Consider the following 15,640-nt stretch of genomic DNA (forward strand, 5'->3'; position numbering starts at 1 on the left):
CCCCTATATAATTTGATAGTGAAAACATGTCTTCTCTCCCGTATGACAAGCAGGTCCTACTTGTTTCACATTCACAACAATTGAATCTTGATCACAATCTAAATATAAAGATTGTACATATTGAACATTCCCTGATGTTTCCCCCTTATTCCATAACGACTGCCTAGAACGAGAATAAAACCATGTTCTTTTCGTCTCTAACGTTTTTTCATATGCTTCTTCATTCATATAAGCTAGCATTAAAACGTCTTTCGTACCTTCTTCGATGACAATTGCCGGTATTAATCCTTTTGAAAAATTAGGTTTCATAACCGCACCTCAATATTTGCATCTCTTAATTTTCGCTTTACACTATGCACTGTCGCCTCACCATAATGAAAGATGGATGCCGCTAACGCTGCATCAACTGTTGTCTTTTGAAAAACTTCTATAATATGATCCGTATGACCACAGCCCCCTGATGCGATGACTGGAATAGAAACACTTTTTGAAATTTCTTCTGTTAAACGAAGGTCATATCCGCTTTTCGTTCCATCTGCATCCATACTCGTTAACAAAATTTCACCTGCCCCAAGTTTAACAACACGCTTCGCCCATTCTATGGCATCCATTCCTGTGTCAACTCTTCCGCCGTTGACATATACGTTCCATTTACCTTCTGCTACTTTTCTAGCATCAATTGCCACGACAATACATTGTGATCCAAAGTGTTCTGCCCCTTCTTCTATTAACTTCGGGTTTCGCACTGCCGCTGAGTTTATTGAAACTTTGTCTGCCCCAGCTCTTAGTAAATTGTACATATCTTTCACACTTGATATCCCCCCGCCAACCGTAAGAGGAATAAATACTTTTGCTGCTGTTTTTTCTACAACATCTATAATCGTTTTTCTTCCTTCATGAGTCGCCGTAATATCTAAAAATACGATTTCATCTGCCCCTGCCTCGTTATATGCTTCAGCTATTTCAACCGGATCACCGACATCTTGTAATCCTATAAAATTTACACCCTTTACGACTCGCCCTTCTTTCACATCTAGACATGGAATAATTCGTTTCGCTAACATAACTTCGTTACCTGTAATACTTCTTCTAAATCAATCGTTTTCTCGTAAAGCGCCTTTCCAATTATGACACCATATATATTCATATCATTTAACTTTTTCACATCTTGAATAGATGCCACCCCTCCAGAGGCGATGAGACGAATGCCCACACTTTTTTGAAGTATCGCTAATTGTTCAAAATTTGGACCTGCAAGCGTCCCGTCTTTCGAAATGTCTGTAAACACAATCGTTTGAACACCTAAACTTTCCATTTGTTTCGCTAAACTAACGTAAGAAATTTCAGATAGATCAAGCCAACCTCTCGTTGCTACGAAACCATTTTTTGCATCAATTCCAACAATGATTTTCTCTTTATATAGACGAACTGCTTCCTCTAAAAATGACTTATCATAAAGAGCTGCTGTTCCTAAAATCACTTTTTCTACACCTGCTGACAATAACTTCTCCACCGTTACAAGTGAACGAATTCCTCCTCCCACTTGCACAGGAATACGTACCGCCTTGCAGATTTTTTCAATGACGGGCAAATTTAAAGACTCGCCAGCAATTGCACCGTCTAAATCAACAATGTGTAGTATTTCCGCTCCAAGCTTTTCAAATATGATCGCCTGCGCTACTGGATCTTCATTCATCACCGTTTCTTTACTAAACTCTCCTTGATAAAGTCTAACGCATCGTCCTTCTTTTAAATCGATAGCTGGGAAGATTTCCATGCTTCTACCACCCCTTGAAAATTTTTTAATATTTGCATGCCAATTTCGCCACTTTTTTCTGGATGAAACTGTGCACCAAATACATTTCCTTTCGCGACAAACCCTGGTACTTGCATTCCATAATCACTTACTCCGCATACAATTTCATCTGGACAATCCGCGTAATATGAGTGAACATAATACACGAAAGAACCATCCACTAATCCATTCCAAAGCGGAAATTCTCTTTCCTTCCTTAATTCATTCCATCCCATATGAGGAATTTTATACGAAACTTTTAACTTACGAATTTCCCCTGGTAGTAAACCTAACCCTCTACAATCTTTTAGTTCCTCACTTCGTTCAAATAAAAGTTGCATACCCAAACATATACCGAGGAGTGGTTTTCCTATGTCACAAACTTCTTTTAGTACACACACTAAATCTCTTTCTTCTAATACGTCCATCGCTTTCGGAAATGCACCTACTCCCGGTAAAATCACGCCATCGCTTCTCAATATCTCTTTTTTATCACTCGTTACAATGTACTCTGCGCCAATATATTTTAATGCTTGCTCTACACTGCGAATATTCCCCATTCCATAATCTATAATGGCAATCAATTACAACATTCCTTTCGTTGAATTTACACCAGTAATGTTGGCATTTTTTTCGACCGCTTCTCTAAGCGCTCTACCAAAAGCTTTAAATAATGCTTCAATTTTGTGATGTGTATTACTTCCGTACAGAACGCGCGCATGTAATGTAATATTGGCAGCATGTGCAACTGCTCTAAAAAATTCTTCCGTCAATTCTGTATCAAAATCCCCGAGCTTCGGATTTGTTAATTCCCCTTGAAATACACAATATGAGCGTCCACTTATATCAATTGCGACAAATCCTAAAGATTCATCCATCGGTACATACGCAGAACCGTAACGATTAATTCCCTCTTTGTTTTGCAATGCTTCTTTCAAGCAATTTCCGAGTACAATTCCAACATCTTCAACGGTGTGATGTGCATCGACAAATACATCACCTTCTGCTTCAACTTGCAATCCAAATCTTCCATGTCTAGCAAATAAAGTAAGCATATGATCGAAAAAACCAACCCTCGTTTGAATAGATACATTTGTACTTTCATCAAGCTGCAAACTTAATTTAATTTTTGTTTCTGTCGTCTCACGTACTTGACTGGACTGACGCATTATTGTTCCTCCTCAAACCTTATTTGGATTGCTCTCGCATGTGCATGTAACCCTTCTTTATTTGCAAGCTCTACAATATGATGCTGTACATTTTTTAATGCTTCCTCCGTATAAGAAATAAAACTTGATTTTTTCACGAAATCATCGACTGATAACGGAGAAAAAAATCTTGCCGTTCCGCTCGTTGGTAATACATGATTCGGTCCCGCTAAATAATCCCCGAGCGGTTCAGGTGAATATGGCCCAAGGAAAATAGAGCCTGCATGTTTCACATAATCTAGAGCATTCATTGGTTCTTTTATATGTAACTCTAAATGTTCTGGAGCAATTTCATTTGATAACTTTAGTGCCTCCTCTAAAGAAGGAACGATAAAGATGGCTCCATTTCTATTTATTGATTCACGTGCAATTTCACTTCTTGGTAACGTTTCCAACTGTCTTTCTACCTCTTTTTCTACTTCTTTAGCTAGTTCTATATTCGTTGTAATACAAATCGCCGTTGCTCTCTCATCATGCTCTGCTTGCGATAATAAATCCGCTGCGATATATTTTGCATTACCTGTTTCATCCGCGACAACTACAATTTCTGATGGACCAGCAATCATATCGATATTTACTATTCCGTATACTTCTCGTTTCGCTAGAGCGACGTACAAATTTCCCGGTCCAACTATTTTATCCACTTTCGGAATCGATTCCGTCCCGTATGCTAAAGCAGCAATTGCTTGTGCGCCACCTATCGTATAAATTTCATCTACTCCCGCAAGATCTGCAGCAGCTAATATATGCGGATCAATTCCTCCTTTCCTCGGCGGTGTTACCATTACAATCTTTTTCACACCTGCGAGTTTCGCCGGCAATACATTCATTAATACTGAAGAAGGATATGAGGCTGTCCCACCCGGTACATATACACCTACATTTTCTAACGGCCGAATGAGTTGCCCTCTAATTATCCCTTTACTTTCACAATCGAATATTGAGTGCTTCTTTTGCTTTTCGTGATACGAAACAACGTTTTTCTTCGCCTCTTTTAAAGCTTCTAAAAATGAATTCTCTACAAACATACTCGCTTGCTGTATTTCTTCTTCACTTACACGAAAATCTTTCATCTCTACACCATCAAACTTTTTTGTATAGAAAGATAAAGCCTCATCTTTCCCTTCCCTTACATGTCTAATGATTTCTCTTACACTTCTTTGAACAGTTTCTTCTATTATATTAGCGTTTTCTCTTAGCACTTTTATTTTAGATAATGCCTCCTTAAATTCTTCATAAATGATTTCCATTTTAAATCCTCCTATTTCCCTGATAAGATTTCTTGCTCCATCATATTTATAATGCTGAATATTTCGTCTTTTTTAGTTTTTAAGGCTGCCTTATTTACAATCATCCGAGCCGATATAAAGTACATTTCCTCAAATACAATGAGTCCATTCTCTTGTAATGTTTTTCCTGTTTCAACAATATCTACAATCGCATCTGCCAATCCAAGAAGAGGAGCGATTTCTACAGAACCTTCTATCTTAATAATTTCTACATCCTCTCCCTTATCATGATAATAAGTAGAAGTAATATGGGGGTATTTCGTAGCGATTCTTTTCTTCCGGTAACTCTTCGGATTATACGTAGGAATAGAAGCAACACAAAACTTACAAATCCCCACTCCTAAATCCAGCATTTCATAAATATCTTTCTCGTTTTCCATTAAAATATCTTTTCCAACGATGCCAATATCAGCTACCCCATGTTCTACATAAGTAGCAACATCAATCGCTTTTACTAAAATAAATGAAACATTTGTATTTTTACTTTGAAATACAAGCTTCCGACCTTTATTTTTGAGCTCGGAACAATCAATTCCAATCTGCTCAAAAAGTGGAATGACATGTTTTTCTAATCTTCCTTTCGTTAACGCAATTTGAATGTTACGCATGAAGCCTCTCCTTCTTTCTGGACTACCCATTTCTCATTCCATACATATTCCACTAAGTATTCATTCTTTGCCTCAACGACCGTTCCTATTTTATTTTTTCTTGCAAATTGAAAGGTATCGCTTAAATTAGAGAATAGAGATAACCAAGCATTTTTCCCATCCTTTCGAAGTAAATTTCGTAGCCTTTCTGCTTCCGCTAATCTATTTAACTCATAATGAATCACAATATCAATTTGATTTCGTTCATATGGTTCTTGCTGCTCTTGCAGCGCCTTCACAATTTGATTTACTTGTACCGCGAGTCCAACAGCTGGCAGCATTTCTCCAAAATTCCCAATTAGCTCATCGTACCTTCCGCCACTAACGATTTCTTCTCCAATTTCATATATATATCCTTTGAAAATAACACCCGTATAGTAATCTAAGTGTTGAATCATGCCCAAATCAATTGATATGTAAGAACCATATCCTAACATTTCAATTGTTTCATACATTTCTTTTACTCTTGCAATTGCCATTTTCATTTCATTACTTGAAGCAAGCTTTTCTGCTTCCTCAATAACTTCTAAATTTCCAAATAGCCTTGGCAATTTCTCAAGTAATCTTACTGTCTCATCGCATCGATCTAATTTCTTTTCTCCGATAAAATTTGAGAGGGCTGCATAATTTTTACTTTCTATATACGTTCTAAGTACCCTTTCTTCTTCATCCTGGATGGAGAGTTTTTTTACAATACATTTATATAACTGTACTTGCCCAATCTCAATTGTAAAAGATTGCACCTTCAACTTTTGAAGTGCTTGAATGACACTTATTACACATTCAATTTCAGCTCTTACATTATCAATCCCGATAACTTCAATACCACTTTGTACGATTTCATTATATTTTCCAGAATGGGATTCATTCGCTCGAAATACATTCCCGCTATACGTCACTTTAAGTGGCGTATCCCATCTCTGTGTTCCAATAACTCTCGCTAAAGGAATTGTCATATCTGGACGTAAAACGATAATCCTTCCCTTTTCATCAAAAAATTTATACATCTTCTCTTCATCTATCGGTCTATTTTGAAATGCAAAAACATCATAAAATTCAATTGTAGGTGTTCTTATTTCCTCATAACCTCTCTCTAAAAAAGTAAGCCTTAATTTTTGTTCTACTTCTTCAATTAACGTACATTCTTCGAATAAATAATCTCTCGTTCCATTCGGGTTTGCTCGTTTCCATTTTGTCATCTAAATTTTCACACCTTTCCCCTTCTAATGTATGCCTATTTCATTCCCCTAAGCCGAAAATAAAAAGAGCCTTGTAGACAAAATACCTACAAGGCTCTTCAGTAGAGTGTAGGTACAACGGGAATAACCCTTGTACCTACACGTTTTCACGCTAGGTTCAAGGGTTTCATGTATGATGATGTAGTTGTGTAAGCATTGTAATAGATTGCACGATATTCATAATACTTACTCCCTTTCTCCTCTGATTTTCACATAGTATATAACAGTTAATTTTGAATGTAAATACATTTTTAATATTCCGTCATTTTTTTTTAATGTAAAGCCACTTTTCTTTCATACTCTTTTATTTCTTGTTCATATTGCATTGTAATACTAATTTCATCTAAACCATTTAATAACTTCTCTTTCCACATTTTCTCGATCGTAAAATGGAATCTATGCGTATTCGTTGTCATTATTTCATTTTCTAAATCAACTGTAATTTGTTCCCTCGCATCTGTTTTAGCAAGTTGTTCACGCATATCTTTATCCATTACAATCGGTAACATGCCATTCTTCATACAATTCATATAAAAGATATCGGCAAATCCTCCAGCGATAATAACGCGGAAACCATAATCAGCAAGTGCCCATGGAGCATGTTCTCTTGACGAGCCACATCCAAAATTATCACCTGTGATTAATATGCTGGCTCCTTTTCTTTCTTGTGCATTAAGCGGGAAATTAGGGTTTTCTTGGCGTTTATTATCATATCGCCACTCATCAAATAAAAACTTCCCAAACCCAGTTCTTTCAATTCTCTTTAAATATTGCTTCGGAATAATTTGATCTGTATCAATGTTATCATTCATCAGTACTGCGGCAGTACCTTTATGAATACGAAATGGCTCCATCATAACTCTCCTTTCTAATATCAACAAAATGACCATATAACGCAGCCGCTGCCGCCATTGCCGGGCTAACTAAATGCGTTCGTGCTCCCTTTCCTTGTCTTCCTTCAAAATTGCGATTGGACGTAGAGGCACAATGTTCTCCTTCAGGCACTTGATCTGGATTCATACCTAGACACATTGAGCATCCGGGCTCTCTCCATTCAAATCCAGCTTCTTCAAATATGCGATGTAATCCTTTATGCATCGCTGCTTCTCTTACCCTTTGAGATCCAGGTACAACAAGTGCTCGCACACCTTCTTTTACTTTTTTACCTTTCACGACAGATGCAGCAATTTCTAAGTCAGAAAGCCTGGAATTTGTACAAGATCCAATGAAAACATGTTGAACTGGAATGTCATACGTACTTTGTCCGGGACTCAATCCCATATAAGAAAACGCTCTTTCATCATTTGCATCATGCTTTTCTGGCAATTTCTCATCGATCCGAACACCCATACTAGGATTTGTTCCCCACGTAACGTACGGCGCTAAATCCGTAACATCTACTAGAATATGTAAATCATAAACTGCATCTAAATCTGTATAAAGTTCTGACCATTTTTTCTTAATAGATTCATAGTCTTTCGGTGCATATTTACGCCCTTTTACGTAAGCAAACGTTTTTTCATCTGGTGCAATAATGCCAGCCTTTGCTCCCCCTTCAATTGCCATATTGCAAAGCGTCATCCTCTCTTCCATATCCATAGCATGAATGGCCTCTCCGTAAAATTCCATTACGTAACCTGTTCCAACTGCTACTCCGTACTTTGAAAGAAGGTGTAAAATAATATCTTTCGCATAGACACCTTGCGGTAACTTTCCTTTTAACTCAATGCCCATCGCTTTCGGCTTTCGTTGCCATAACGTTTGCGTTGCCAATACATGTTCCACTTCACTCGTACCAATACCAAACGCTAGTGCGCCAAAAGCACCGTGTGTTGCTGTATGACTATCACCACAAACAATCGTTTTTCCTGGCTGTGTGAGTCCAAGTTCTGGTCCTATTACATGAACGATCCCTTGCTCTTCATCTCCGATATCCGCTAATGGCACCTGAAATTGTTTACAGTTTTGCCGAAGTGTATCTAGTTGCTGCTTCGCAATGCGGTCGGTAATATTCCAAACATCTTTCGTTGGAATATTATGATCCATCGTTGCAAATGTTAAATCTGGTCTGCGGACTGTTCGATTTGTAAGCCGCAAGCCTTCAAAGGCTTGCGGTGACGTTACTTCATGAACAAGATGTAGATCGATATATAATAAATCCAATCCATTTTCATTAGTCGCAACTACATGTCTTTCCCAAAGCTTATCTAGTAACCTTTTTCCCATTATCTCCCTCTCCCTACTAACGCTTGCTCTTCCATTTCTTGAATAACTGCCTTTGTAAATGAAGTTGTCGTTTCAGTTCCCCCGATATCTGCTGTACATTTCCCTGATTTAAGGACTGCAGAAACTGCTTCTTCAATTGCATATCCTTCTCTCGTTAATCCGAACGATTGCCCAAGCATCATTGCAACAGAACGCATCATCGCAATTGGATTCGCCTTATTTTTCCCCGCAATATCCGGTGCTGATCCGTGAATAGGCTCGTATAATGAAGGTCCCTTTTCAGCGTGACTTGCTGATGGAAGCATTCCTAATGATCCAGCTAATACTGAAGCCTCATCACTTAAAATATCACCAAATAAATTTTCCGTTACAATAACGTCAAATCTTCCTGGATTCCGAATTAATTCCATAGCTGCTGCATCTACTAAAATGTGTTCTACTTCCACATTTGGGTAGCGAAGTGCTACTTCTTCTGTCACGGTTCTCCATAATTTACTAGACTCTAAAACATTCGCTTTATCAATAGATGTTACTTTTTTCTTCCGCTTATTTGCTAATTGAAAAGCATACGAAACGATACGTTCAATTTCATGGCGATGATACGTAAGTGTATCTGTCGCCACTTCTTCCGTTCGCTCTTTCGGATAAGAAAAATAAATTCCGCCTGTTAATTCACGAACGACAACGAAATCAATTTCATCAGCGTTTTTTAATGGTGATAAATGTGCAGTTGCACTTTCTACCGTTACAGGGCGAACATTCGCAAATACACCGAGTCCTTTTCTTAATGCTAATAATCCTTTCTCAGGCCTTTCTTTCGCACTATCCCACCTTGGTCCACCTACTGCTCCAAGTAAAACCGCATCACTCGCTAAACAGGCGGCAAGTGTTCGCTGTGGTAATGGTTGCCCAGTTAAATCGATAGCAACACCACCAAAGTACTCATCTTGCAAATGAAAATGATGTCCATATAGCCTTTCTACCATATGCAATACTTCCTTCGCACTCTCCATTACTTCTGGACCGACACCATCACCAGCTAAACAAACGATACGTTTTTCCATTTTTAACACTCCTTTTAACTGAATTTTCAGAACTTTAATTTGATAGGTGAGGAAAGCTTCTCTCACCTATCAATTATTTATTTCACAAGCGCTATAAGAGATTTTAATTTCCCTGCTGCATGGACATAAGCTCTCGCCGACGCTTCCAATACGTCTTGCGCAACTCCGAAACCTGATATTTGGTGACTACCTTCTTTTAATTCAACATGAACGTGAGCAAGTGCATCTTGACCTTGTGTAATAGATTGTATGCGATAATCTGCCAATTCACATTCTAATCCTAAAATTCTTTGAATCGCATTGTATATCGCTTCAATACTACCAGAACCAGTGGCTGCATCTTCATATACATTTCCTTCCTCATCCTTCAGCACAACAGTTGCGCATTGTGTACTATTTGATACGAAATGCACTTGTAATTGCGTAATGTTATATTGCTGAGCTGCAAATGCTGCTTCACCAAGCATAAGTGCGCGTAAATCTTCTTCAGTAATTTCCTTTTTACGATCAGCCAATTTTTTAAATGCTTCGAATGCCGCATCTCGCTCTTCATTTGTAAATTCATAACCAAGCTCTTTCATTTTTTCCGTAAACGCATGACGGCCAGAGTGTTTCCCAAGTACAAAGAGATTTTGAGATTCTCCTATAAGCGCTGGTTCGATAATTTCATAAGTTGTTACTTCTTTTAAAACCCCGTCTTGGTGGATGCCCGATTCATGAGCAAATGCATTCGCTCCAACGATTGCTTTATTTTTCGGTACAACCATACCCGTTAACCTGCTTACTAATATACTCGTCGCCTTAATTTCTTTTAAAGTCATCGAAGGCTCTGCTTTATAAAAATCTTTTCTAATATGAAGAGCTACCGCAACTTCTTCTAACGCTGCATTCCCTGCTCTTTCTCCAATGCCATTAATCGTTCCTTCTACTTGCAATGCTCCCCCTTCAACCGCAGCTAACGAATTTGCTACTGCCATACCAAGATCATCGTGACAATGACAAGAAAAAATCGCTTTTTCATATGATGGAACGGATTCTTGTAAGTATTTAAAAAGAGAATAATACTCTTCCGGATTTGTATATCCAACTGTATCCGGAATATTAATTACATTCGCTCCTGCTCGAATCGCAATTTCTACTGCTTCAGCTAAAAATGCTCTCGATGTTCTTGTCGCATCTTCTGCAGAAAATTGTACTGTCGGAAATAATGATTTTCCGAGCGTAACCGAGCGATGAATACTATTTAACACATCTTCTTTTGACATACAAAGTTTATATTTCATATGAATATCACTCGTAGCTAGAAATACGTGTAGACGAGGAGATACAGCGCCTTTCACAGCTTCATATGCTCTTCGAATGTCACTTTCTTTCGCTCTAGCTAAACTCATAACCGTAGCATTTTGAATTGTATTCGCAATACGTTTTACCGATTGGAAGTCGCCTTCGGAAGCTGCCGCGAATCCAGCTTCCATTACATGAATACCAAGCCTCTCTAATTGCCTAGCAATTTGTAATTTCTCTTGTTCATTTAAATTTACTCCTGGTGATTGTTCGCCATCACGAAGCGTTGTATCCATGAACAAAACCTGCTTCATATTATTTAACCCCTACCTTTACTCGCGGCTGTACGAAAGGCATCATTTCACGTAATTTACGTCCAACTACTTCGATTTCATGTTTATTCTCTTTCTCATTTGTCGCATGGAAATTTGGTCTTCCTGCTTTATGTTCTGCAATCCACCCTCTTGCAAATGTACCATCTTGAATTTCTGCTAATACTGCCCCCATCGCTTTCTTCGTATCTTCAGTCACAACGCGTGGTCCTGATACGAAGTCTCCCCACTGCGCTGTATCTGAAACTGAATATCTCATATTTTCAAGTCCACCTTCGTACATAAGGTCAACGATTAGCTTCAGTTCATGTAAACATTCAAAATATGCAAGTTCAGGCTGATATCCCGCATCAACTAACGTTTCAAACCCTGCTTTTACAAGTGCAGTCACTCCGCCGCAAAGTACAGCTTGCTCTCCAAACAAATCTGTTTCTGTTTCTTCTTTAAACGTCGTTTCTAGTACACCAGCTCTCGTTGCTCCAATTCCGTCAGCATAAGAAAGTGCTTTTTCAGTCGCAACTCCTGTTGCATCTTGATATACTGCAAATAATGCAGGAACAGCCCCGCCCTCGGCGAACGTACGGCGTACGAGATGCCCTGGTCCTTTTGGCGCTACTAGAAATACATCTACATTAGCTGGTGGTTTTACTTGATCAAAGTGAACATTAAATCCATGTGCGAACACGAGAGAGTTTCCAGCCTGTAAATTTGGTGCAATTTCAGCTTCATATACTTCTGGTTGTAATTCATCAGGCAATAGAATCATTACTACATCAGCTTTTTCCGCAGCTTCTGCTACTGTATATACAGAAAACCCATCTTCATTCGCTTTATCCCAAGACTTACCTTTTCTTAAACCTACTACTACATCAAATCCGTTATCACGTAAATTTTGCGCATGCGCATGACCTTGCGAGCCATATCCGATGATTGCTACTTTCTTTTCCTTTAATACATTTACTGTTACATCTTTCTCATAATAAACTTTTGCCATTTTCATTTCCCCCTATATTTAAATGATTATTGAATTAACATAACTTGCTTATCTTGTTTTTTCATACTACGTGTAAATGCTGTTACACCTGTTCTAGCAATTTCTTTCAAACCGTATGGACGAAGTAATTCAATTAACGCTTCTACTTTGTCTTGCGTACCTGTTACTTGCACAACTATGGAATCCTTCCCAACATCTATTACAGCGGCTCGAAACGGTTCAATTAAACTATATAATTCTGCCCTCGCTACAGAAGTTGCTACTTTAATAAGAGCAAGCTCTCTAGCAATCATCGCTTCTTCTGTAATATCTGATACTTTCAGAACATCAATTTGCTTATGCAGTTGTTTAATTAACTGCTCCACTTGCTGTTCACTTTCAACGTGTACAACAATCGTCATTCGCGATATATCTGATGATTCTGTATGACCTACTGAAATACTTTCAATATTAAAATGTCTTCGTGTCATAACCCCTGTAATTCGGTTTAACACACCACTTTGATTTCGAACTGTCGCTGTAACAATTCTCTTCACCCTTTTTCCACTCCCTCCATTTGGTGAACACCTTTTCCTGGCGCAACCATCGGCATAACCTTCTCTGATTGAAGTACACGACAATCAATTACGACTGGCTCTTGTAATTCGATCGCATGCTGGATTTGCTTCTTTGCAAGAAGTGGATCGTCAATACGAACACCTTTTATGCCATATGCATTTGCAAGAGCGACGAAATCTGGTTGGCATGGTAATAAAGAATGTGAATATCTTTGATTGTAAAATTCATCTTGCCATTGTCTTACCATTCCTAAAGCTTCATTATTTAAAATAAATACTTTAACGGGTAAAGCGTGTTCTTTTAATACACTTAATTCTTGCAGAGTCATTTGAAACCCAGCATCACCAACAATTGCAATAACTAATTCTTCAGGCTTTGCAATTTGCGCACCGATTGCTGCTGGAAATCCGAACCCCATCGTTCCTAATCCACCAGAAGTTACCCATTTATCTGGATTTTTCAGTGGATAATATTGCGCTGCCCACATTTGGTGTTGCCCAACGTCTGTTGTTACAATCGCTTCTCCCTTCGTAATTTCATATAGCATATCAATCGCATATTGAGGTTTAATACTTTCAGAATTTCTTTTATAAGAGAATGGATATTTTTCTTTTCTATTCTTTAATAAAAAGAGCCATTCATGATGATTTTCTTTCTTTCCTTCTGATTGAAGCAATACTTCTAACGCCTGCTTAGCACTTGCAACAATAGGAATCTCTGTTGGCACATTTTTCCCGATTTCTGCTGGATCAATATCGATATGTGCAACAGTCGCCCCTTTAGCAAAAAAAGCTAAATTTCCAGTAAGACGATCATCAAATCTCGCGCCTATATTAATGAGTAAGTCGCATTCATATAATGCCATATTGGCTGTATAAGAACCGTGCATTCCCCCCATCCCTAGAAATAGTTCATCATCTGGTGGAAAACCACCAAGTCCAAGTAATGTATGCACAACAGGGATTTCATATTTACGAGCAAAACTTGTCAATTCTTTCGAAGCTTTCGCATGCAATATACCCGCTCCAGCTAAAATTAACGGTTTTTTTGCGGTTTCAATTACTTTGAGTAATTTGTTTATTTGAAGTAGATTCGGTTCATAATTAGGGTTATATCCTGGTAAATCCATTTGTACATTGCTACATCGCTCACCTTTCTCGACTACCATATCTTTCGGAAGGTCAATAACGACTGGTCCTGGTCTTCCTGTTTTAGCAATATGAAATGCTTCTTTAATAATTCGAGGTAAATCTGAGGCCTTTCGCACTTGATAGTTATGTTTTGTCACTGGCATCGTAAGTCCCATAATATCTGCCTCTTGAAAAGCATCGCTCCCAATTAACGTTGTTGCTACTTGGCCTGTAAATACTACAAGTGGCAATGAATCAATCATCGCATCAGCTAGACCCGTAATTACATTTGTAGCACCTGGTCCACTCGTTGCAATTACAACCCCTGGATTCCCTGTAATTCTGGCATACCCTTCAGCAGCGTGAATTGCCCCTTGCTCATGCCTTGTTAAAATATGCGGAATTTCACAATCATACAATGCATCATAGAGAGGTAAAACGGCACCACCCGGATAACCGAAAATCACTTCTACGCCTTCCTTTTCTAGCGCTTCTAACAATAGCTGTGCACCAGTTTCCAGTTTCTCTTCCGTTTTTGAAGACATTGTTCTTATAAGCCCCCTTTTTCAACCTTTTATACAATAAAAAAATCCTACGTCCACACTCCAGCTATGTGCTGAAGGGACGAAAGATTTCGCGGTACCACCCTTCTTTGCAAGAATACTCTTGCCTCAGTGATCCATAAATGGATCTAGCTAATAACGGAGCTACCGTCTAAGCCTAGACAAATGCTTTAGCTTAGCACTCAAGGGCGATGTTCGTCGACGTGAACCATCGGTTTTCAGCAACCACCGACTCTCTGTGAGGCTTCACAATCAACTACTCCTCCCTATCAACGCTTTCTTATGTTAAAAAAGTTGTTATCCAACTTTATTTTCTTCGTAAATTTTCTCTCCATCTTCTACAACTAACTTACGAAACTCTTCTAATAAACGGTTCGTATGTGGACCTGTTTGCCCTAAGCCAATCGTTCTACCATCTACTGTCGTAACAGCAATCACTTCAGCAGCTGTTCCTGTTAAAAACACTTCATCAGCTACATATACATCATGTCTTGTAAATAACTCTTCTCTTACGTCATACCCAAGTTTTTCGCCGATTTCTAAAATGGCGTTTCGTGTAATACCTTCTAACGCTCCAGCAGAACTTGGTGGTGTAATTAATTTATTTCCTTTAACAATAAACACGTTATCTCCTGATCCTTCAGCTACATATCCTTGATCATTTAACATAAGCGCTTCTTGTACTCCAGCTAATTTCGCTTCAATACGAACTAAAATATTGTTTAAGTAATTTAAAGATTTTACTTGAGGGGATAAAACATCGGGACGATTTCGGCGCGTTGCAACTGTTACAACTGGAATCCCTTTCTCATAATATTCTTGTGGGAATAAAGATAATTGTTCTGCAATTACTACTACATTCGGCTTCTTACATGAATCGGGATCCAATCCAAGATTTCCTGCTCCTCTTGATACAACAAGGCGAATGTATCCATTAGATAATTTATTTTGTCGAATCGTCTCAACAACAATATTTGTTACTTCATCTAATGAATATGGAATTTCTAAAAGGATTGATTTTGCTGATTCATACAACCGGACAAGATGCTCTCTCAAACGGAAAACATTACCGCTATAAACTCTAATTCCTTCAAACACTCCATCGCCATATAAATAGCCATGATCATATACTGAAACTTTTGCCTCATCTTTTGGAACAAATTCTCCATTTAAGAAAATCCATTGCTCATTCACTAGAAGCGCCTCCTATGTTCTATGAATTTTTTATTGTTTCCTAGTTTACTCTCCTTTCTAAATAAATCAAGTGAATTTTTAGAAAATTTATATTTTTTAATCGTACGTACTTCTTTAC

Annotated in this window: 16 protein-coding genes and 1 other annotated feature; all 16 genes read right to left on the reverse strand. The window is 38.2% G+C overall.

The genetic code is table 11. The features are described from left to right. Nucleotides 1–3 precede the first annotated feature (3 nt). Nucleotides 4–309 (reverse strand): phosphoribosyl-AMP cyclohydrolase, encoded by a 306-nt coding sequence (gene hisI / locus ACUN13_RS08395; protein ID WP_000803955.1) that lies wholly within the window; start codon nucleotides 307–309, stop codon nucleotides 4–6. After that, the gene (gene hisF / locus ACUN13_RS08400; RefSeq protein ID WP_025688968.1) at nucleotides 306–1,064 is read right to left on the reverse strand and encodes an imidazoleglycerol phosphate synthase cyclase subunit; all 759 of its coding nucleotides are present in this window, start codon (nucleotides 1,062–1,064) and stop codon (nucleotides 306–308) included. Before hisF ends, hisI begins: the two co-directional genes overlap by 4 nt. Continuing rightward, nucleotides 1,058–1,777: a 1-(5-phosphoribosyl)-5-[(5-phosphoribosylamino)methylideneamino]imidazole-4-carboxamide isomerase gene (gene hisA, locus ACUN13_RS08405; RefSeq protein WP_000402298.1), complete on the reverse strand. Its 720-nt coding sequence runs from the start codon at nucleotides 1,775–1,777 to the stop codon at nucleotides 1,058–1,060. The genes hisF and hisA overlap by 7 nt, the downstream gene beginning before the upstream one ends. Then, nucleotides 1,750–2,379, reverse strand: a complete 630-nt coding sequence (gene hisH / locus ACUN13_RS08410) for an imidazole glycerol phosphate synthase subunit HisH (RefSeq protein WP_000560359.1) — start codon at nucleotides 2,377–2,379, stop codon at nucleotides 1,750–1,752. Before hisH ends, hisA begins: the two co-directional genes overlap by 28 nt. Beyond that, entirely contained in the window at nucleotides 2,380–2,964 is a 585-nt protein-coding gene (hisB, locus tag ACUN13_RS08415) for an imidazoleglycerol-phosphate dehydratase HisB (protein WP_001249960.1), read from the reverse strand. Beyond that, nucleotides 2,964–4,253 (reverse strand): histidinol dehydrogenase, encoded by a 1,290-nt coding sequence (hisD, locus tag ACUN13_RS08420; RefSeq protein ID WP_025688964.1) that lies wholly within the window; start codon nucleotides 4,251–4,253, stop codon nucleotides 2,964–2,966. The genes hisB and hisD overlap by 1 nt, the downstream gene beginning before the upstream one ends. A gap of 11 nt (nucleotides 4,254–4,264) precedes the next feature. After that, nucleotides 4,265–4,900 carry an ATP phosphoribosyltransferase gene (hisG, locus tag ACUN13_RS08425; RefSeq protein WP_025688963.1) on the reverse strand — a complete coding sequence of 212 codons (636 nt, stop codon included), beginning with the start codon at nucleotides 4,898–4,900 and terminating at the stop codon, nucleotides 4,265–4,267. Then, nucleotides 4,876–6,138 (reverse strand): ATP phosphoribosyltransferase regulatory subunit, encoded by a 1,263-nt coding sequence (locus ACUN13_RS08430; protein WP_000170296.1) that lies wholly within the window; start codon nucleotides 6,136–6,138, stop codon nucleotides 4,876–4,878. The genes hisG and ACUN13_RS08430 overlap by 25 nt, the downstream gene beginning before the upstream one ends. Before the next feature lie 311 nt (nucleotides 6,139–6,449). After that, nucleotides 6,450–7,031, reverse strand: a complete 582-nt coding sequence (gene leuD, locus ACUN13_RS08435; protein ID WP_445423751.1) for a 3-isopropylmalate dehydratase small subunit — start codon at nucleotides 7,029–7,031, stop codon at nucleotides 6,450–6,452. Then, nucleotides 7,009–8,403 (reverse strand): 3-isopropylmalate dehydratase large subunit, encoded by a 1,395-nt coding sequence (gene leuC / locus ACUN13_RS08440; RefSeq protein ID WP_000518111.1) that lies wholly within the window; start codon nucleotides 8,401–8,403, stop codon nucleotides 7,009–7,011. The genes leuD and leuC overlap by 23 nt, the downstream gene beginning before the upstream one ends. Continuing rightward, nucleotides 8,403–9,467, reverse strand: a complete 1,065-nt coding sequence (leuB, locus tag ACUN13_RS08445) for a 3-isopropylmalate dehydrogenase (RefSeq protein WP_000415384.1) — start codon at nucleotides 9,465–9,467, stop codon at nucleotides 8,403–8,405. The genes leuC and leuB overlap by 1 nt, the downstream gene beginning before the upstream one ends. Nucleotides 9,468–9,544: 77 nt before the next feature. Beyond that, nucleotides 9,545–11,065: a 2-isopropylmalate synthase gene (leuA, locus tag ACUN13_RS08450; protein ID WP_000815753.1), complete on the reverse strand. Its 1,521-nt coding sequence runs from the start codon at nucleotides 11,063–11,065 to the stop codon at nucleotides 9,545–9,547. Between the two features lies 1 nt (nucleotide 11,066). Beyond that, entirely contained in the window at nucleotides 11,067–12,077 is a 1,011-nt protein-coding gene (ilvC, locus tag ACUN13_RS08455; protein WP_001151741.1) for a ketol-acid reductoisomerase, read from the reverse strand. Nucleotides 12,078–12,103: 26 nt separating this feature from the next. Further along, on the reverse strand, nucleotides 12,104–12,613 hold the full coding sequence (gene ilvN / locus ACUN13_RS08460) for an acetolactate synthase small subunit (RefSeq protein WP_000822952.1): 510 nt from the start codon (nucleotides 12,611–12,613) through the stop codon (nucleotides 12,104–12,106). After that, nucleotides 12,610–14,310, reverse strand: a complete 1,701-nt coding sequence (gene ilvB / locus ACUN13_RS08465) for an acetolactate synthase large subunit (RefSeq protein WP_000095876.1) — start codon at nucleotides 14,308–14,310, stop codon at nucleotides 12,610–12,612. Before ilvB ends, ilvN begins: the two co-directional genes overlap by 4 nt. 72 nt (nucleotides 14,311–14,382) lie before the next feature. Beyond that, nucleotides 14,383–14,610: a binding site (T-box leader), on the reverse strand. Nucleotides 14,611–14,625: 15 nt separating this feature from the next. Further along, on the reverse strand, nucleotides 14,626–15,522 hold the full coding sequence (gene ilvE / locus ACUN13_RS08470) for a branched-chain-amino-acid transaminase (protein ID WP_001005486.1): 897 nt from the start codon (nucleotides 15,520–15,522) through the stop codon (nucleotides 14,626–14,628). Nucleotides 15,523–15,640: the final 118 nt, after the last annotated feature.

It is taken from the genome of Bacillus cereus group sp. Bce041, from assembly GCF_052646455.1.